Source organism: Mucilaginibacter sp. P2_A4, assembly GCF_056405015.1.
The window spans coordinates 396,155-414,461 of the sequence record NZ_JBFUCX010000004.1 but is presented as its reverse complement, the minus strand read 5'-3'; the positions used below and the strand labels follow the sequence as shown (position 1 = coordinate 414,461).

Sequence of the window (18,307 nt, the reverse complement as noted above, 5' to 3'; positions counted from 1 at the left end):
TGTTGTGTTACGACAAGACAAATATACATTTTATTTTAAACTTTCAATAAATACTGAAAATATAATTAATGCCTGTTGTGATAAAAAACTTTCCCCGCCATTTTGCTATTATAAAATATATACATAGCTTTGAAAAACAAAGTGCTTTTAATGAAAGATCAAGACATTCATGCCGAATTAAGTTCCATCCGCAACCTGATGGAACGCTCAGCCAAATTTATTTCACTTAGTGGCCTTTCGGGAGTAATGGCAGGCATTTACGCCATTATAGGGGCAGGCATCGGCTATGAAATACTTACCAATGAAAGCAATGGCATTCTACTTAAAGATGTCGATGTAGTCTCACAATTAGTTATTGTAGCCTTTGCTGTATTAGTACTGTCCATAGGTACCTGCATCTGGTTATCTGCCAGGAACGCCAAAAAGAACGGGCAGCCATTTTGGAACACCGGCAGCAAGCGCTTACTCATCAATATGGCTATCCCGCTCATCGGCGGTGGCCTGTTCACTTTTATATTGATCTACCGCGGGTATTATGGCATCGTTGCCCCGGCCACTCTTATTTTTTATGGACTGGCACTGGTTGCAGGCAGCCATTACACTTATTCGGGGGTAAAAGGATTGGGGATACTGGAGATTTTATTAGGTTTGCTGTGTGCATTAATGCCGGGCTATGGTTTAATATTCTGGACTGTCGGTTTTGGTTTGCTCCACATTATATATGGTACCATAATGCATTTTAAATTTAATAAGTGAAGATCTCGTTAGAACAATTTGATAAAGCCTTTGAAAACCGCATTCGCCTGCAAATCATGAGCGTATTGGTTGCCAATGAAAGCTATGATTTTAATTCGCTTAAAGATCTGCTTGATGTAACAGATGGCAACCTGGCATCTCATTTAAAAGCATTGGAAAAGGAAGAATATATCCAGGTGCAAAAAAGCTTTATAGGCCGCAAACCAAATACCAAATACCTTGCTTCTGAGCAAGGCCGCGCCGCTTTCAGGCTCCATTTAAAGGCCCTTGAAAACTTAATAAAACAGCAGAGATAGCTGGTTTCTAAATCAAATCTTGTTTCTTTTAAAAAATTTCCCATCTTTGTACCAGTTCCATAATTGTTAACCCTTTAATTATTAGGAATCATGACACAGAGTATCTCCAACACATCCCTTTAGTTCAACTGCCTTTTTAAGGCGGACAAGCTTTCTATTGTTTTTTTGAAACTGTTTGAATCGATCGTTTGATCGGATCACAACCTTGTTCGTTCCTGAGTTTTTCCTGGCCTGCTTTGAACTATCCCACAAAGGGTATACCCGCAGCGCGGATGAATTGAAAACCACAACAGATCAAAGAAAATATTAAAGCGTAAAGTCCGATAGGCACCCAAATGGGCAATTTAACAACAAAAGAATTAGATAAAATAGGCTACACCGATGACAGGCTGAAAAGCATAACCATCAACACCATAGCCAAATACTATAAGCATCACGATAAAGCAGATGTCATCGCATTATTAACAGATGTACGGAATAGCCCTGCAACATATATAAGCCACACTAACCTTCAAAAAATAGCCGGGGCATTTACAAAAGCCGCTCCCTCGCTGGATGCAAATACATTTAAGCTAATGGGAGAACCCGCACCACTAAAAATTTATGGCGTGGATGAAATTGAGGCAGCAGCCAAAAAACAAATACAACTTGCCTTATCATTACCCATAAGCATCCAGGGTGCTTTAATGCCCGATGCACATAGCGGCTATGGTCTGCCTATTGGTGGTGTACTGGCTACCCGAAATGCGGTAATACCTTACGGTGTAGGAATGGATATTGGTTGCAGCATGGCTTTAACCATTATTGATGCAGATGAAAAATTCATCAAACGATATGAACATCAAATAAAACAGTCATTGGGGAATTGGACTCATTTTGGCATGGAAGGGGAACTAACTGTGCCTCAAGATCATGAGGTATTGGAAAGTCCCTTGTTTGCCGAAACCCACCTGCTTAAGAAACTGCACGGAAAAGCGGTGCAGCAATTAGGCACATCGGGAGGGGGCAACCATTTTGTGGAATTTGGAACGATAGAACTACCTGAACATAACGCAACGGGCTTGCCTGCTAAAACTTACCTGGCTTTATTGTCGCACTCGGGCAGTCGTGGCCTGGGCGCTAATATCGCACGCTATTATACCCAGGTAGCGATGAATACCTGTAAGCTCCCCCGCGAAGCACAGCCTTTGGCCTGGCTCGATCTGGATACCGAAGCAGGGCAGGAGTACTGGCTTAGCATGACCCTCGCCGGTGATTATGCCAAAGCCTGTCATGATCGCATCCATATCAACCTGTTGAAAGCATTGGGATTAAAAGCATTGGTTAAGATAGCGAACCATCACAATTTTGCATGGAAAGACAAACTTGCAGATGGTACCGAAGCCATCATCCACCGCAAAGGAGCCACACCCGCGCATGTTGGCGAATTGGGTATTATTCCGGGAAGTATGGCAACACCCGCTTATTTGGTAATGGGCAAAGGCAGTACAGATGCATTAAACTCCGCGTCGCATGGGGCAGGGCGGGCTATGAGCAGGCAGGACGCAAAGGCAAGCAGCACCAAATCAGCCATGAAAAAAATGCTGGCTGATGCCGGCGTAACCCTTTTAGATGGCAGCATTGAGGAGAATCCTTTTGCCTATAAGGATATTGAAACGGTAATGAAAGCCCAGGCAGAACTGGTTGAAATACAAGGCAAATTTATGCCACGTATTGTACGCATGAATAAAGAATAAAAGAAAAATGAAAAAACTAATTATACAAATAACAGCAGGCAAAGGCCCGTTGGAATGTTGCCGGGTAGTTGCCAAAGTACAGGAATTGATGCTGAAACAGACATTCCCTCCAGGTATCACCCTAAACCTTATCGATAATAAAAAAGCCGAACTGGATGGCACCCTGCTATCATCAACCTTGTTATTGCAGGGCGATGATCTGGATGCTTTTATCAAGGAATGGAACGGCACCATACAATGGATAGCGCAAAGCCCTTACCGTAAATTTCATAAGCGAAAAAACTGGTTTGTTGGCGTTGGAGTATTTACTGTTGCCGAAAAGGTTGCCTTTAATCCCAATGATGTAAGATTTGAAACCATGCGCGCATCTGGCCCGGGAGGGCAAAATGTAAATAAGGTAGAAACCGCGGTGCGAGGCACACATATCCCAACCGGCATCCAGGTACAGGCAATGGATAGCCGGTCGCAGTTGCAAAACAAAAAACTCTGTATGGAAAGGATGGAAGCAAAGTTGATGGCAATGCAAGCAGAAAAACAAATTGCACAACTTGAAAGCCAATGGATAGCACACCATTTGTTGGCGCGCGGCAATGCGATAAAAACAATCAGGCAAAAACTATAAATAACTATTATTAAATATTTTATAAAAAAAATCAACAATAACGTATTTTCACTGGCATAGTAAAACAACTTATCCCTTATTAAATGAAATATTTTTACCTTTTCTTATCCTTCCTCTTTTTTTATACCGCCGCCATTGCGCAAACAAATTACAAGGCTGGCTTTATAATTACTGCCAAAGGCGAGACCATCAATGGATATATTAACTATAAAGACTGGATCTATAATCCGTCGAGCGTGGGTTTTAAACCCACACTTAATGACAAGGTTCAGAATTTTAAGCCCACGGACCTGCGTTTTTTTGAGGTTTCTGGATTTGAAGCATACCAGTCGGCCCATGTATCTGTAAGCATGGGGAGAACAGAACTGCAAACCATGAAGAGCGAAATTGACAGTACTACCGTAATTGAGGATGTTTTTTTAAAGCAACTGCGCAAGGGCGATAACGTATCCCTGTTCTCGCTGGCCGATGAAGTAAAAACACGTTACTATATCATCGATAATAAAAGCACGGAACCTGCCCGGGAACTCTCGTACCAGCCCTACTACGATTCTAAAACGGCGACAATGAAATCAAAAAACGGCTATAGCATGCAGCTTATTGAACTGGCAAAAAAATACAGGCCCGAAAACTTTGATGTAACCGACAATATTGTTCATGCAAAATATACCCAGAAGGCGCTTGATAAAATTATTGCCGAACTAAATAACCAGGATCCAGCTAAGAGCACTGCCGCATTAAGCACTCAGCCAGCTGTTCGTCTTTTTGCCGGCGTTGGCATCAACATAAGCAACTTCAATTATGTTACGACGCCGGGCATCGGAACTACCCGAAGCACTAAAACATCTTATTTACCTAAAATAAGCATTGGTATTGATGCGCCATTTAACCCAAATGTTGGCCGCCTGCTTTTCAGAACAGAGCTTAGTTTTACCGCGGCAAAAGGCGAGATCACCGTTATTGACCCATCCCCAACAACTGTTAGTACCAAAATTTTAAAGCTTGATCAACAAACTGTTTCTTTAAGGCCACAACTCATTTACAATTTTTATAATGCCGATAACTTTAAGTTTTACCTGGGCGCGGGTATAAATATCAATTATTCGCATTACCCGGCAAGCAGTAATAAAACTACAGTGAAAAATGATGTACCTACATTAAGCTATACCGCCGAAGATAAGTATCAATCTGCCACCAACTTATGGTTCCAGTTTGCACCAAAAGCAGGCATCAATATTGGGCGTAAATGGGATATTAATATTAACTACTTTTTACCAGCAAACCAGCCAGATATCAGCCAGGTTCCCGAGATCAGGATAAAAGGCTTTGATTTTGGCCTCAATTACTATTGGGGTAAATAATTATTTGCCGCTCATTTGATTAACCATAAAATCCAAAGCTGCTTTATCGGGCAATGATTGAGCCGCCGGCTTTTCGCCCAATATCATCACCTGGTTATCGCTTGTATTATAAGCAGGCCAAACAGGCAATCCCTTTCCATTGGGATTGCCTGTTTTTGCAAAGTTTGCCCAGTAAGTTGATATCGCAGTTGCCAGCTCCTGGTCGACCGGTTCCCAGGGGCGATTCAGAAATTTAAGGTTATCGTACGCATAAGCAACCTCGCCGGTATGGAACGCGCCGTATTTTACAAAATCGGCCGTAGCGGGCAGGCGACGGGTAAAACGGTAAAGATAAACTTTCGCTTTGCCCTTGGTACTTTGCACGTTGGCCCAGGTATAATTCTGTATGCCAAAAATCTGATCGCGGTTAATATTTATCTGTGATCTTTCTGCTTCCGCATCTGTACCGGCGGGAAAGTGCTTCAAAAATACAGGCGCTTTATCACCATATTGACCGGCTACCTCTTTTTTATAATCTTCGGCGTTTTTAAGTTTACCAACAAAGGCGTCGTCCTCGTTCCACCCTGTTAACAGGGGAACATGGTTTTCTTTGTTATCTGCAAAAATCTGAGCTATTGCAGCCGGCAAAACATAGCCATCAATAATTGGTCTGCTTTGCGATTTATTAACCAGCTCTGCCGCTGATTTGCTTCGCATTTCGGCAATGGAATTAGCCCCTAATGATTTGGCAACCTTAACACCATCCCCTTCTGCTTTTTGCAATGTTGTGCCGCCAAACGGTCCTGCTATAAAACTCGCTCCACTTTCGGCAATAGCCTTTTGGAACAAGCCTTTACCCAAAGGCGACGCCACCAAACAGTTCACACTCATTGATCCTGCGGATTGCCCCGCTATAGTAACATTATCAGGGTCTCCGCCAAAGCTTTTTATATTTTGCTTTACCCATTTCAGGGCTGCCAGCTGATCCATCAAGCCATAATTACCTGACGCGTTATGGCCCGATTCTTTCGTCAATTCCGGATGCGAGTAGAAACCAAAGATGCCAACCCGGTAGTTGATCACTACAAAAACAACCCCTTTTTTGGCTGTTGCCTCTCCATCATAAATGGGTACTGCCGCCCCACCTGATCCAAAACCTCCACCATATATATAAACCAAAACTGCTTTTTTCTCTGCAGATGATGTGGCGTTAGTCCAAACATTCAGGTACAGGCAATCTTCGCTAATGGGCTCGTAAGGAATCAAAAACTCACGGGTGTAAACACCAAACTCATCGGGTTTACCCTGCATCGGGCTGGCCGAAAATGCATTACATTTTTTTATTCCTTCCCAGGGCTTCACCGGCTGTGGCTCTTTCCATCGTAAATCACCAACAGGCGGCGCGGCAAAAGGGATTCCTTTAAATATATGAACGTTGCCATCGGCATTTACACTGCCCGATATTAGCCCGGCATTGGTTTTTACCACATCCAGGCTATTACCTTGCGCATGCAATGATGAACAAGAAATAAATATCGATAAAATCAATAGATAGTAATTTTTCATATAGATAATATTTATACAGTGCTATAACATTTTAAAATTACGGCTTTATATTTGTTTTATACTTAACAGTGCGGGCATCATTTATGATACCTTTCCAGTTTAATCCATAACCAAAATCATAAATATGACCCTGGTCATCACTATAACATTTCATATCATGTGGCACATCTTCAAATTGTTGCTCTACTGTTCTCATATCGGCAGGCATTTGCATTGGCAATAATGCCGATGGCTCATTTTTACCGGTAAGGATATCTAAAGTTGCCTGCCCCTGTACACCAAAATCAACTACAATAGCATTCGCGTTTTTCTCAAATTCCGAAAACACCATCGGGTTGGCCATGTTTACCGAAACAATAACCGGCTTGCCTTTCATTTTTGAATAGGTGTCATTAACCATTCCAAGATCGGTAATATTTATAGCTGTAGATGATTTGCCTTTATAAGTACGGTTGGTAAATTTCTCCAACGGATCGCCCCCGGCAATGCTTGTGGCACGCGCGTCATTAGCAGTATACTCGCCATATTGCAAACTGATAGGCACATAACCCGTTCCGCCGTTTTTGGCATCCTGGCTATTGTAGCCGCCGCCGCTGTTAGGGCTGTTGATGAATACTAACGCATAGTCGGCCTCATCCGGGTTTTCGGTAACGTTAAAGTATTTTTTTACGGTTTCCATGTTCACGGGGTATTCCAGCTTTTCGGGTGTTTCCATTCCTAAAAAATTACGTCCGGCTGGTGTGAATTTTTTAGGTACATAAACCGTTTTTCCCTTTTGTAAGGGCAATATATTGCCCTTGTTCTTCAGCATCACTATTGATTTAAGCTGAGCCTCGTATCCCGCATTCATAAATTCCGGGTTACCTACAACGTTTTTAGAAGCTTCGGTATCCAGGTAGGGATTTTCAAATAACCCGGTCCTCAATATATTACGCAGCAAACGCACGGCCGATAGCTCAAACCTGGCGCGCATAAAAGCCTCACCATGTTCTTTTACGCCCATCTGGTAAGCCGCTATAACCGGCGCTACCACGTTATTTCCACCGAACTGATCAACACCTGCCATCAAAATTTTATAGTGCCGTTGCGCCACAGAAAGCCCCTCAACACCCCATGACTTTCCGGATAGGAAAACATCAACAGCGGTTTCATCGCCGGTAACCAGCCAGTCGGTACAAACTACGCCATCAAACTTGTATTTTTTGCGCAGCAGATCATTGATGATATAGGAGTTGTAGTTGTTGGCAACATTCTCTTTGTTTTTGGTATCCTGGTTAAATGATATGGTATAATAAGGCATAACCGATGCAGCCATTCCCGTTTTTCCATTCAACTTAAAAGCACCTTCGGTAAAAGGGATTAAATGTTGCTTAAAGTTATTACCCGGATATACTGCGTACTTGCCGTAACCATAATGGGCATCCCTGCCGCCCTCGCCTGCGCCACCGCCAGGCCAGTGTTTTACCATGGCATTTACACTGCCGTAACCCCAGCCGCCATTAATTTCTTTGTCGCCCGTGGAGGTCTGGAAACCATCAATATACCCGCGCGCCATATCAGCAGACAATTGCGGGTCTTCGCCAAAAGTGCCGCTTACCCGCGCCCAGCGGGGCTCGGTAGCGATATCAACCTGCGGCGATAAGGCCGTAGCAATACCCAGGGCCCGATATTCCAACGCGGCTACATGGCCAAAGTTCTCTACAATTTTGGGGTCAAATGTTGCCGCGAAACCTAATGAACCAGGCCACATGGAAATGGCGCCACCAGCGCCTGCATTATACTCCGCAGTGGCAACCGTGCCATGGCGAGGGTCGGAGCTGTTATTGTTTGGGATACCCAAACCCAGACCTTCTACAAAAGCCTGCGCTTTATTATTCCATTGTGCGGCAATCTCCGGGCTTTGTACCGACGTGATTAAAACATGCCTTACATTATCCTTTGCCAAAAACTCTTTCTGCTGATCGGAAAGGTCATAGGGATTGGCGCCACTTTCGGTAAATTTCTTTCCACCATAGGTCCCTGCAAACGGCCCAGCCGGAGCGGCCGGAATAGGCTGATGCTTGCTATACAGCATTAAACCCGCTATTTGATCAACACTCATTTTTGATGCCAGGTCTTTTGCCCTTACATCAACCGGTAAACGCCAGTCTTCATATTTATCCAGCTTACCATTCTTGTTCAGATCCTTAAAAGCCAAGCCATCAACAGTTAATATTTTAACACCAGATGTAGTTGCATAACCCAATTGCTGCCCCCCGGCATTGGTCACAAAAACAACATCTCCCGATTTTTTTTCGGTCCATTTGGTTTGAGCCATAGCAGCGGTTGCGGGCAGCAGCGATAGCAGCGCAATAAATTTTATTTGATTAGCCATGAAAATTATATTAGTTGGTTAGTGTTTATAATTGCCTTGTACCTATAAAAGCCATTGCAACACTTGGTTGCAATGGCATAGTTTAGATAGTTATTATGTGTTAAAAATATTGTGTTTGCGAGGCGGGAAGCAATCTTAATATTCAAAAATTTCTTTTTGTCATCCTGAACGCAGTGAAGGATCTATTATTCGCTATGCTTCTTCGCCCTGTAAAGCCTGCAAATAGATCCTTCACTGCGTTCAGGATGACAAATTTTTCAAAACCTCATTTGCAGAATCCCAGACTTACGAAGTTTATCATTTTGCAATAACACCGTGTTACTTCATCTTCAATTCTTTAATAGCAACCTGCGGCGTCAACGCCTTGTTAACCTTTTCAACGGTGATATCCTTAGCCAGTTTAAAAGATGCTTTTTCTTCAATCTCTCTTGATGATGAACCAAGTTTTACCTCATATTTACCCTTGTCTGCAATCCAGGCCTCCCTGTCAGTATAAAAAGAGGCAAGGTCAGCAGCCTTGATAATAAAGGTCATGGTTTGCGATTCGCCGGCAGCCAGTAAACGGGTTTTGACAAATGCCTTTAACTCCTGCTCTGGTTTATCCAGATCCTTTTTAGGTGCGCCGATGTAAAGCTGTACCACTTCTTTACCTGCAATATCGCCTGTGTTTTTAACGGTGATGGTCGCGGTAATGCTCGTCACAAAATCGGTTGAACTTAATTTCAGGTCGCTGAATTTAAATTTAGTGTATGATAAACCATATCCAAATTCATAAGCCGGTTTAATTTTAGCAGCATCATAATAACGATAACCTACATAAATTCCTTCCTCATAAGTAACAGACTCTGGCTTAGGCATCGGGGTACCAGGGAAATTATTGGCCGATGGAACATCCTTATACTCCATTGGGAAAGTTGTAGCCAATTTACCAGATGGATTAACCGTACCACTCAAAACATCAGCGATAGCATTACCAGCTTCAAGGCCGGGTTGCCATGCCAGCAATATGCCATCTACCTCATCGCGCCAGCTGGCAACTTCAATAACACCACCAATATTTAATACTACAACTACTTTTTTACCCTTTGCATGAAATGCTGCTGCAACTTCTTTAATTAATCCCTTCTCAGCATCATTTAAATAGTAATCGCCTTCCAGTTTTCTGTCGGCACCTTCACCGGCATTCCGGCCAAGGGTTATCAAAGCTATATCAGCACCGTTTGCTTCATCTCCTACAATGCCTTTCACATCCATTTCGGGGATAGGAGCGGGGTGATCAAAGAAGTTTTTAGGCTTAGGCTGTTTTAATTTCATATCAGCCAGGTAAGTGCCGTAGTTTTTTGACAAGGTTTCCTGTAATTTGAAACCGGCATTACTTAAACCCTGCATTAAAGAAATAGTATAGGCCTTGTTTACATCGCCGCTACCGGTACCGCCGGCGATAATATCATAGGAGGTATTGCCAAACACAGCCACCCTTTTTGCGGAAAGTATAGGTAAAGCATGATCGTCATTTTTCAGCAACACCATACCCTGGGCAGCAGCCTCGCGGGCTACCTTGGCATGTCCGGCCAAATCCGGCGCGTCAGAGTATTTATATTTTGTAAACGACGGCGATTTAACAATCACATTCAGCATCCGCTCCACGTTGGCATTCAGTTGCGCGATATTTAAAGTACCTTTCTTAACCGCGGCCACAATGTCGTCAGATTGGCTGGGACTTCCCGGCATAATCAGGTCATTTCCCGCCTTCATTTGCGCTACGGCATCAGCGCCACCAAACCAATCGGTCATTACAAAACCTTTAAAGCCCCATTCCTTTTTTAACACGGTTGTAAGCAGGTCATGCCTTTGTGAAGTAAAGGTGCCGTTAAGTTTATTGTATGATGACATCACCGTCCACGGTTGTGATTTTTTTACAGCGATCTCGAAGCCTTTCAAATACAACTCGCGCATGGCTCTTTCACTTACAATAGTGTTGATGGAGTTGCGATTAGTTTCCTGGTTATTGGCAGCATAGTGTTTTATAGATGTACCTACGCCGTTTGATTGTATTCCGCGCACAATGGCCGCGGTCATGTTACCGGCAACCAGTGGATCTTCTGAATAATATTCAAAGTTACGGCCACCCAATGGGTTACGGTGAATGTTTAAGCCCGGAGCCAATAAAATATCCACTCCGTATTCGCGCACCTCATTACCGAAAGCTACGCCCACTTTGTTTACCAGCTCGGTGTCCCAGCTGCTGGCAAGCAGAGTTGCAACAGGGAAGGCGGTTGCATAGTATGTTTTTGATTTGTCGCCATCGCGGATAGGCTCTATACGTAAGCCTGCAGGGCCATCAGATACCGTCATTGATGGGATGCCCAAACGAGGGATGGCATGGGTACGACCGGCAGCACCCGGAACTTTTTCAGGAATATTATAGGCATCAGGATCAGATGGAGGCAATTTAAAGCCACCAATATCTATGGCTTCCGGCTTTTTCCCTTTAACAGGCGGCGGCATACCCGGCATTTTAAAGCCCATGCCTACTACAAGTTTTGATTTTTCTTCTAATGTCATCGCAGCCACTATCTGCTTAACATTATTTGCGCGCAATTGCAGCGGCTGTTTTTCACTTTGAGCCTGCACCGTGGAGATTAAACTTCCGGTAGCCCACATAATTACAATAGCAACATTAAATCTGTAGCTTATCTTCATGATTAAAGGTTAAAAAATTGGTGTGTAATAATTGGCTATAACTTGTTTATTAACAGCAAATAACAACATTGTGTCAATATAACACAATAGTATATATTATCTTTTGTAATTGCAAGTGTTTGGAAGATTTTTGGATGGAGGATATTTGGAGCAAGGAACAAGGATTTTTGGACGTTCAGACAAAGGACTATCGGACTTTGGGATGAAGGAACAAGGATTTTTGGCGCTGGATACTTTTGGGGGGCAGAGGCATTAAAAATAAAAAAGGCACCTCAGTTGGGTGCCTTTTCATTTAAATCGTTTGTCCGAACATCCTGTCGTTCAAAAACCCCTCATTCAAAAATCCTTATTCCTTGCTCCAAAAATCCTTGCTCCTAAAAAAGAAGCTTATTCTTTAACGGAGTATCAAACAGAAGCTTTTCGGTGTATGAGCAGCGCAGGGCATCTTTTAATGCGGAAGCGTGTTTTTCATGGTGCATATCACTTGATATGAAATCGATCATATTATTATCGATAAGCATTTCGGCCAGTTTTTTTACTTCTTTTCCATAATAGCCTGTTAATGATATGGTATTCAATTGCATGCTGCATCCCCAGCCCTGTATGTTTTTGTATTGCTCAAGATCCATATATGGATACCTTTCCGGATGGGCTAAGATGGGTTTATAACCCATATCATTCATTTTTTGTAGAACAGGTATAACATTAGGTGGCTGGTTGATAAAAGAAAACTCAAACAGCACATAATTATCGCCCATGGTCATTAATTTACCATCAGCTACACGCTGTTCAAATGTTTCATCAAAATAATGCTCTGCAGCCGTTTCAATAGGTATATCTATGTTTTCCTTTTTCAACTCCGCTTTCAAGCTTTCCAATGAACTTGCAATTGTTTCCGGCGTGTTCCTGTAAAAATCGATCATCACGTGGGGGGTGGCAATAATCTTTTTTATACCCAGATCCATCATCTTACGGATAAGTATAACGGAATCCTGTGGTGTTTTTGCGCCATCGTCTATTCCGGGCAAAACATGTGAATGCATATCAACCATGATAGAATCATAATTGAAATTCACTTCTTTTCTCTCTTTTTTCTTTTTAAATAACCCAAACATAGTTACCGGTTAGTATACTGCCCTTTATAATATTGCTGGTAGTTACCTGATGTAACATTTTGCAGCCACTCCTCATTGGCGAGGTACCAATCTACGGTTTTTTCCAATCCCTCTTCAAAAGTTATTGTTGGAACCCAGCCCAGGTCATTCTTCAATTTTGATGAATCAATGGCATAACGCATATCATGTCCGGCCCTGTCTGTTACATAAGTAATTAGTTTTGCAGAATCACCCGCTTCCCTGCCCAGTTTATTATCCAGGATAGTACACAGTAAGTTGATCAGGTCGATATTTTTCCACTCATTGTGGCCGCCTATGTTATATGTTTCTCCGGCTTTTGCCTTATGAAAAATTACATCTATCGCCCTTGCATGATCCTCTACCCAAAGCCAATCGCGAATGTTCTCGCCCTTTCCATAAACAGGAACGGGCTTGCTTTGTTTGATATTGTTAATGGCCAGGGGAATCAGCTTCTCCGGAAAATGAAAAGACCCGTAGTTATTTGAGCAATTTGATATCACCGTATTGAGCCCATAAGTATCCTGGTAAGCTCTTACAAAATGATCAGAACTGGCCTTTGATGCTGAGTATGGCGAATGCGGATCATAAGCTGTTTCCTCCGTAAACATCCCATCTTCGCCCAAAGTGCCATAAACCTCATCTGTTGATACATGGTAAAAACGGGTTTGATCGTAGCGTCCTTTCCAGCTTTCGCGGGCAACATTCAGCAGGTTAACGGTTCCTACCACATTGGTCATCACAAACTCCAGCGGATTGGTAATTGATCTATCCACATGCGATTCTGCCGCAAGGTGGATCACTGCATCTGGTTTTTCTGTTTCGAAAAGATTATTTATAAATTCAAGATCTACAATATCGCCTTTTACAAACCTGTAATTGGGCTCATTCTCAATATCTCTTAAATTTTCGAGGTTGCCCGCGTATGTTAATTTATCTAAATTAATAATGGTATAGTTTGGATAGGTTTTAACAAACCGGCGCACCACATGCGAGCCTATAAAACCAGCGCCACCCGTAATAATGATCTTTTGCATTAGCTGAATTTTAATTTATAACGGATTTTGAGATATGTATTTTTCCCATTCCCAGGCAGATGACATCATGGTTTCAATCCCCAACTCTGTCTTCCAGCCTAATTTATTGGCAGATTTGGTTACATCACCCCAAACCTTCTCCACATCGCCGGGCCGGCGGGGGCCAACTTCGTAATTTACTTTTACACCAGTAGCGCGTTCAAAAGCCTTTATAACACCCAACACGGTATTGCCCTGGCCTGTACCTATATTAAATACATCGTAGCTTTGATCTTCTTTTTTCTCCAACAACCTTAGCGCAGCCACGTGAGCTTTAGCCAAGTCAACCACGTGGATATAGTCGCGAACACAGCTTCCATCCGGGGTATCGTAGTCATTACCAAAAACAGTGAGTTTTTGGCGTTTGCCAATGGCCGTTTGCGTGATAAATGGTACCAGGTTTTGAGGCACACCAATTGGCAACTCGCCTATAAGTGCTGTTTCATGGGCACCAACCGGGTTAAAATATCTTAATGATACAACTTTATAGCTACTTGTACCAGACGCAATCATGTCTTTCAGTATTTCCTCGGCAATTTGTTTAGTATTGCCATAAGGCGATTGAGCAGGTTGCACAGGGGCTTCTTCATTTACCGGCAAATGCTCTGGCTGCCCGTAAACGGTACAGCTTGATGAAAACACAAAATTTAATGGCTTGCCATAATATGCATCCAATAAATTAATAAGCGAATAAAAATTATTACGATAGTATTTGAGCGGTTTTTGCACCGATTCGCCTACCGCTTTAAAAGCAGCGAAATGAATGATACCTGCAACATCTGGCTCGGCAATAGTCAAAGCCTTTACACTGGCCTCATCACAAAGATCGAGTTTGTGAAAAACCGGTTTGTAGCCAATGATTTTGGCCAGCTGATCTAAAATCTTAGGGTCAGAGTTGGAAAGATCGTCAACAATAACAGGTTCATAACCTGCATTTACTAATTCAACAACGGTGTGGGAGCCTATAAAACCCAGGCCGCCTGTTACTAATATCTTCATTTATGGTGCATGTATTAAAGCTATTCCTTTAACAGGAATAAGGTTGCTATTTATTATAGTACGTAAAATCCTTGTGGTTTATTTCTGTTGCAGGTAATGATTTAAAGTAATCCAATGTGATCTTTAAGCCCTCGCTCCTGGAAACCTTTGGTTCCCAGCCCAATATAGCCTTTGCCTTGGTAATATCCGGACGGCGCTGTTTTGGATCATCTGTTGGTAATGGCAGGCTAATAAGTTTTTGATCGGTGCCTGTTAGCTTGATGATTTCCTCACCAAACTGCCTGATGGTTATTTCATCAGGATTACCGATGTTCATCGGCTGGGCATAATCACTATGTAAAAGCCTGTAAATACCTTCTACAAGGTCATCAACATAACAAAATGAACGGGTTTGTGAGCCATCGCCAAACATGGTTAATGATTCGCCCCTTAAAGCCTGGCCAATAAAGGCTGGCAATACGCGGCCGTCATTCAATCGCATACGCGGCCCGTAGGTGTTAAATATCCGTATGATACGTGTCTCTAAACCGTGGAAAGTATGATAAGCCATAGTTATTGCTTCCTGGAAACGCTTGGCTTCGTCATATACCCCGCGTGGGCCAACCGGATTTACATTGCCCCAGTATTCCTCTGGTTGTGGGTTAACGTTTGGATCTCCGTATACTTCTGATGTGGAAGCGATAAGCATCCTTGCTCCTTTTGAGCGGGCCAAACCTAGCAAATTATGCGTACCTAATGAGCCTACTTTTAGGGTTTGGATAGGAATCTTTAAATAATCAATCGGGCTTGCCGGCGATGCAAAGTGAAGTATGTAGTGAAGTTCGCCGGGAACAAATACAAAGGTGGAAACATCATGGTTATAAAACTCAAAATTCTCCAGCTTAAAAAGGTGTTGAATGTTGCGCAAATCACCTGTTATCAGGTTATCCATTCCAATTACATGGTAACCTTCTTTAATAAACCTGTCGCAAAGGTGCGAGCCTAAAAATCCGGCGGCTCCGGTAATTAATATTCTTTTACGGTTTGTCATTAACTTATTACTTTACGTCCGATACTATTATAATAAAACCCATGGTCTTTCATCCTGTCAAGATCGTAAAGATTACGACCATCAAATATAACAGGAGCATTTAACTTTTCTTTCATGAAATCAAAATCAGGGGTGCGGAAAACCGGCCACTCTGTTACGATCAACAAGGCGTCTGCGCCGTCAAGCGCGCTGTACCTGTCTGCAGCATATTCAATTTTATCGCCAAGTAATTTCTTAACGTTTGGCATTCCTTCCGGGTCATAAGCAATTACGGATGCGCCCGCAGCCAAAAGCTCATCAATGATGTATAAGGCAGGTGCCTCACGAATATCGTCGGTTTCTGGTTTAAATGCAAGGCCCCAAAGCGCAAACCTCTTGCCTTTTAAGCCGTCCTCTCCATAATAGTCCCGCAGTTTAACTACCAGGCGCTTCTTCTGCGTTTCGTTAACCTCCATCACCGAGTTCAGGATCTTAAATTCGTAGTTATTTTCTCCGGCCGATTTTGCAAGCGCCTGCACATCTTTAGGGAAACAACTCCCGCCGTAACCAACTCCCGGAAACAGGAAACGCTTGCCTATACGGGCATCGGCTCCCACGCCTTTACGCACCATATCCACATCTGCGCCAACCAGCTCGCACATATTGGCAATCTCGTTCATAAAAGTGATTTTAGTGGCAAGAAATGAATTGGCCGCATATTTTGTAAGCTCGGATGAGCGCTCATCCATATAAAGGATAGGGTTACCCTGGCGCACATAAGGTGCATAAAGATCGCCCATAATCACCCGCGCTTTTTCATCCATGGTACCAATAACAACCCTGTCTGGTTTCATAAAATCCTCAACGGCCACACCTTCCCGTAAAAATTCGGGGTTTGATACTACCGCAAAGGGAATATCGGTATTGGCTTTCATTATCGCTGTAACCTTATCCGCGGTACCAACCGGTACGGTTGATTTGGTAACGATAACCTTATACTCGGTAATTAACTTTGCTATATCTTTTGCGGCGCCAAGCACGTAACTCAGGTCGGCAGAGCCATCGGCGCCCGGAGGCGTTGGCAATGCCAAAAATATAACCTTTGCAGGACCTATCGCTTCGGCAAGGTTGGTGGTAAATGTTAACCTCTCCTGTTTTATATTGCGGTGAAATAACAGATCAAGGCCCGGTTCATAAATAGGCATTTGACCAGCACGCATCTTATTAACTTTTTCTTCAACTATATCTACGCAGGCTACCTCGTTCCCGGTTTCAGCTAAGCACGTCCCGGTTACCAAACCAACATAGCCGGTACCAATTACAGCAATTTTCATTGTTTATATTGTTTTAAGTGTTTAAGTTCTAAATCCCGCATTAATTTAAAGCAGGCTTTAAGCCCCTCGTTTTTACTACTACAGTAATTAATAATTGTTACTACTTTTAACCCCGGCTAAGATAACGAACATAATTAAAATGGTGTTATTATATAATATTGGGTTAAGGTTATATTTTGTTGCCATATATATAGTGGCGTTTTTTAATAAAAAAGCCAGCCAGTGGATAAATGGGAGAAAAGACCAAAATCTTTTACGTATAAATAGTTGTATTTGGTTTCATTTTGCATCACTCGGCGAATTTGAACAGGGGAGGCCCATTTTAGAAGCGTTGAGAGCCCTCCATCCCGATAAAAAAATCGTTGTCAGTTTTTTTTCACCGTCTGGATATGAGATAAGGAAAAATACCCCCCTTGCCGATTTTGTGTATTATCTGCCTTTAGATACGGCTGCAAATGCCGCTCAGTTTATCAATACTATACAGCCCGAATTGGCTGTTTTTACCAAATATGAATATTGGTACCACTACTTTAACGAGCTGCACAAACACCAGGTGCCGTTATTCATCATATCGGGAATTTTTAGGCCAAAGCAAATATTTTTTAAGTGGTTCGGTAGCTTTTCCCGTAAAACATTGAGCTTTGTAACTCACTTTTTTTTACAGGATGAAGCATCAAAGCTGCTGTTACAAAACATTGGCTTTACCAATGTAACCGTAAGCGGCGATACCCGTTTTGATAGGGTTTGGGCTAATGCGCAGCAGCAAAAAGAGATAGCAGGCATTGCTCAATTTGCCAATGGTAAAAAAGTTTTTGTTGCCGGCAGTACCTGGCCACAGGATGAAGAATTACTGGCTGCGCTACCTGCACTATACCCCGACTGGAAGTTCATTTTTGCACCACATGAAATTGGGGAAGAACGAATAAATAACCTTATCGGTTTATTACCCAAAGGCTCGGCAATAAAATACTCCGGGTTAATTCAAAAAGAGGAACACTCCAATCAGCACTCATACACTACACTGGTTATTGATAATATTGGTATGTTGTCTTTTTTATATGCGTACGGAGATCTTGCCTATATTGGCGGTGGTTTTGGTGCCGGCATTCATAACACATTAGAGGCGGCTGCGTTTGGCCTGCCGGTAATATTTGGGCCTAATTACCAAAAATTTAACGAGGCAAGGGAATTAATAGCTTTAAAGGCCGGGTTTAGCATCAACGATGCTGCACAGCTGAAAGGTATTGTTGATACTCTTGCTACCGATGAAGCTTTTTATAGTATAACCAGTAAAAAGGCCGCGACGTATGTAAAAGAACATACCGGGGCTACAGATAGCATCATGACTCAGATTGGTTAAATA

General features: G+C 42.7%; 14 protein-coding genes. 6 read left to right on the top strand and 8 right to left on the bottom strand.

What is annotated here, in order from left to right; genetic code table 11:
* Positions 1-150: 150 nt before the first annotated feature.
* The 5 genes from AC1DYB_RS10795 to AC1DYB_RS10775 all read left to right on the top strand — a co-directional run bounded on the left by AC1DYB_RS10795 (position 151) and on the right by AC1DYB_RS10775 (position 4,771).
* The gene (locus AC1DYB_RS10795) at positions 151-756 is read left to right on the top strand and encodes a hypothetical protein (protein ID WP_477434773.1); all 606 of its coding nucleotides are present in this window, start codon (positions 151-153) and stop codon (positions 754-756) included.
* Positions 753-1,052 carry a winged helix-turn-helix domain-containing protein gene (locus AC1DYB_RS10790; RefSeq protein WP_477434771.1) on the top strand — a complete coding sequence of 100 codons (300 nt, stop codon included), beginning with the start codon at positions 753-755 and terminating at the stop codon, positions 1,050-1,052. Before AC1DYB_RS10795 ends, AC1DYB_RS10790 begins: the two co-directional genes overlap by 4 nt.
* A gap of 335 nt (positions 1,053-1,387) precedes the next feature.
* On the top strand, positions 1,388-2,788 hold the full coding sequence (locus AC1DYB_RS10785) for an RtcB family protein (protein ID WP_477434769.1): 1,401 nt from the start codon (positions 1,388-1,390) through the stop codon (positions 2,786-2,788).
* A 7-nt stretch (positions 2,789-2,795) separates the two neighbouring features.
* On the top strand, positions 2,796-3,410 hold the full coding sequence (gene prfH / locus AC1DYB_RS10780; protein WP_477434767.1) for a peptide chain release factor H: 615 nt from the start codon (positions 2,796-2,798) through the stop codon (positions 3,408-3,410).
* Positions 3,411-3,493: 83 nt separating this feature from the next.
* Complete coding sequence (locus AC1DYB_RS10775) at positions 3,494-4,771, top strand: outer membrane beta-barrel protein (RefSeq protein ID WP_477434765.1); 1,278 nt, start codon at positions 3,494-3,496, stop codon at positions 4,769-4,771.
* On the opposite strand, the gene AC1DYB_RS10770 is transcribed toward AC1DYB_RS10775, so the two are convergent.
* From AC1DYB_RS10770 to AC1DYB_RS10735, 8 genes are all read right to left on the bottom strand, one after another.
* Positions 4,772-6,316: a carboxylesterase/lipase family protein gene (locus tag AC1DYB_RS10770; protein WP_477434763.1), complete on the bottom strand. Its 1,545-nt coding sequence runs from the start codon at positions 6,314-6,316 to the stop codon at positions 4,772-4,774.
* A gap of 37 nt (positions 6,317-6,353) precedes the next feature.
* Positions 6,354-8,690 (bottom strand): glycoside hydrolase family 3 protein, encoded by a 2,337-nt coding sequence (locus tag AC1DYB_RS10765; RefSeq protein ID WP_477434761.1) that lies wholly within the window; start codon positions 8,688-8,690, stop codon positions 6,354-6,356.
* A gap of 318 nt (positions 8,691-9,008) precedes the next feature.
* Positions 9,009-11,393: a glycoside hydrolase family 3 C-terminal domain-containing protein gene (locus AC1DYB_RS10760; RefSeq protein ID WP_477434759.1), complete on the bottom strand. Its 2,385-nt coding sequence runs from the start codon at positions 11,391-11,393 to the stop codon at positions 9,009-9,011.
* 374 nt (positions 11,394-11,767) lie between these two features.
* On the bottom strand, positions 11,768-12,508 hold the full coding sequence (locus AC1DYB_RS10755) for a tyrosine-protein phosphatase (RefSeq protein ID WP_477434757.1): 741 nt from the start codon (positions 12,506-12,508) through the stop codon (positions 11,768-11,770).
* Between the two features lie 2 nt (positions 12,509-12,510).
* Positions 12,511-13,563 carry a dTDP-glucose 4,6-dehydratase gene (gene rfbB, locus AC1DYB_RS10750; RefSeq protein WP_477434754.1) on the bottom strand — a complete coding sequence of 351 codons (1,053 nt, stop codon included), beginning with the start codon at positions 13,561-13,563 and terminating at the stop codon, positions 12,511-12,513.
* Between the two features lie 15 nt (positions 13,564-13,578).
* Positions 13,579-14,601, bottom strand: coding sequence for a UDP-glucose 4-epimerase GalE (gene galE, locus AC1DYB_RS10745; protein WP_477390615.1), 1,023 nt, complete (start codon positions 14,599-14,601; stop codon positions 13,579-13,581).
* A 46-nt stretch (positions 14,602-14,647) separates the two neighbouring features.
* The gene (locus tag AC1DYB_RS10740; RefSeq protein WP_295720705.1) at positions 14,648-15,631 is read right to left on the bottom strand and encodes a UDP-glucuronic acid decarboxylase family protein; all 984 of its coding nucleotides are present in this window, start codon (positions 15,629-15,631) and stop codon (positions 14,648-14,650) included.
* A complete protein-coding gene (locus AC1DYB_RS10735) occupies positions 15,631-16,944 on the bottom strand; it encodes a UDP-glucose dehydrogenase family protein (RefSeq protein ID WP_477390611.1) in 1,314 nt (437 codons plus the stop codon). Before AC1DYB_RS10735 ends, AC1DYB_RS10740 begins: the two co-directional genes overlap by 1 nt.
* Positions 16,945-17,083: 139 nt before the next feature.
* On the opposite strand from AC1DYB_RS10735, the gene AC1DYB_RS10730 reads away from it, so the two are divergent.
* Positions 17,084-18,304 carry a 3-deoxy-D-manno-octulosonic acid transferase gene (locus AC1DYB_RS10730; RefSeq protein WP_477434752.1) on the top strand — a complete coding sequence of 407 codons (1,221 nt, stop codon included), beginning with the start codon at positions 17,084-17,086 and terminating at the stop codon, positions 18,302-18,304.
* Positions 18,305-18,307: the final 3 nt, after the last annotated feature.

Coding starts and splice junctions, on each gene's coding strand:
- AC1DYB_RS10775 (WP_477434765.1), top strand. CDS start 3,494: ATGAAATATTTTTACCTTTTCTTATCCTTCCTCTTTTTTTATACCGCC.
- rfbB (WP_477434754.1), bottom strand. CDS start 13,563: ATGCAAAAGATCATTATTACGGGTGGCGCTGGTTTTATAGGCTCGCAT.
- AC1DYB_RS10735 (WP_477390611.1), bottom strand. CDS start 16,944: ATGAAAATTGCTGTAATTGGTACCGGCTATGTTGGTTTGGTAACCGGG.
- AC1DYB_RS10765 (WP_477434761.1), bottom strand. CDS start 8,690: ATGGCTAATCAAATAAAATTTATTGCGCTGCTATCGCTGCTGCCCGCA.
- prfH (WP_477434767.1), top strand. CDS start 2,796: ATGAAAAAACTAATTATACAAATAACAGCAGGCAAAGGCCCGTTGGAA.
- AC1DYB_RS10760 (WP_477434759.1), bottom strand. CDS start 11,393: ATGAAGATAAGCTACAGATTTAATGTTGCTATTGTAATTATGTGGGCT.
- AC1DYB_RS10785 (WP_477434769.1), top strand. CDS start 1,388: ATGGGCAATTTAACAACAAAAGAATTAGATAAAATAGGCTACACCGAT.
- galE (WP_477390615.1), bottom strand. CDS start 14,601: ATGAAGATATTAGTAACAGGCGGCCTGGGTTTTATAGGCTCCCACACC.
- AC1DYB_RS10795 (WP_477434773.1), top strand. CDS start 151: ATGAAAGATCAAGACATTCATGCCGAATTAAGTTCCATCCGCAACCTG.
- AC1DYB_RS10770 (WP_477434763.1), bottom strand. CDS start 6,316: ATGAAAAATTACTATCTATTGATTTTATCGATATTTATTTCTTGTTCA.
- AC1DYB_RS10730 (WP_477434752.1), top strand. CDS start 17,084: ATGGTGTTATTATATAATATTGGGTTAAGGTTATATTTTGTTGCCATA.
- AC1DYB_RS10755 (WP_477434757.1), bottom strand. CDS start 12,508: ATGTTTGGGTTATTTAAAAAGAAAAAAGAGAGAAAAGAAGTGAATTTC.
- AC1DYB_RS10740 (WP_295720705.1), bottom strand. CDS start 15,631: ATGACAAACCGTAAAAGAATATTAATTACCGGAGCCGCCGGATTTTTA.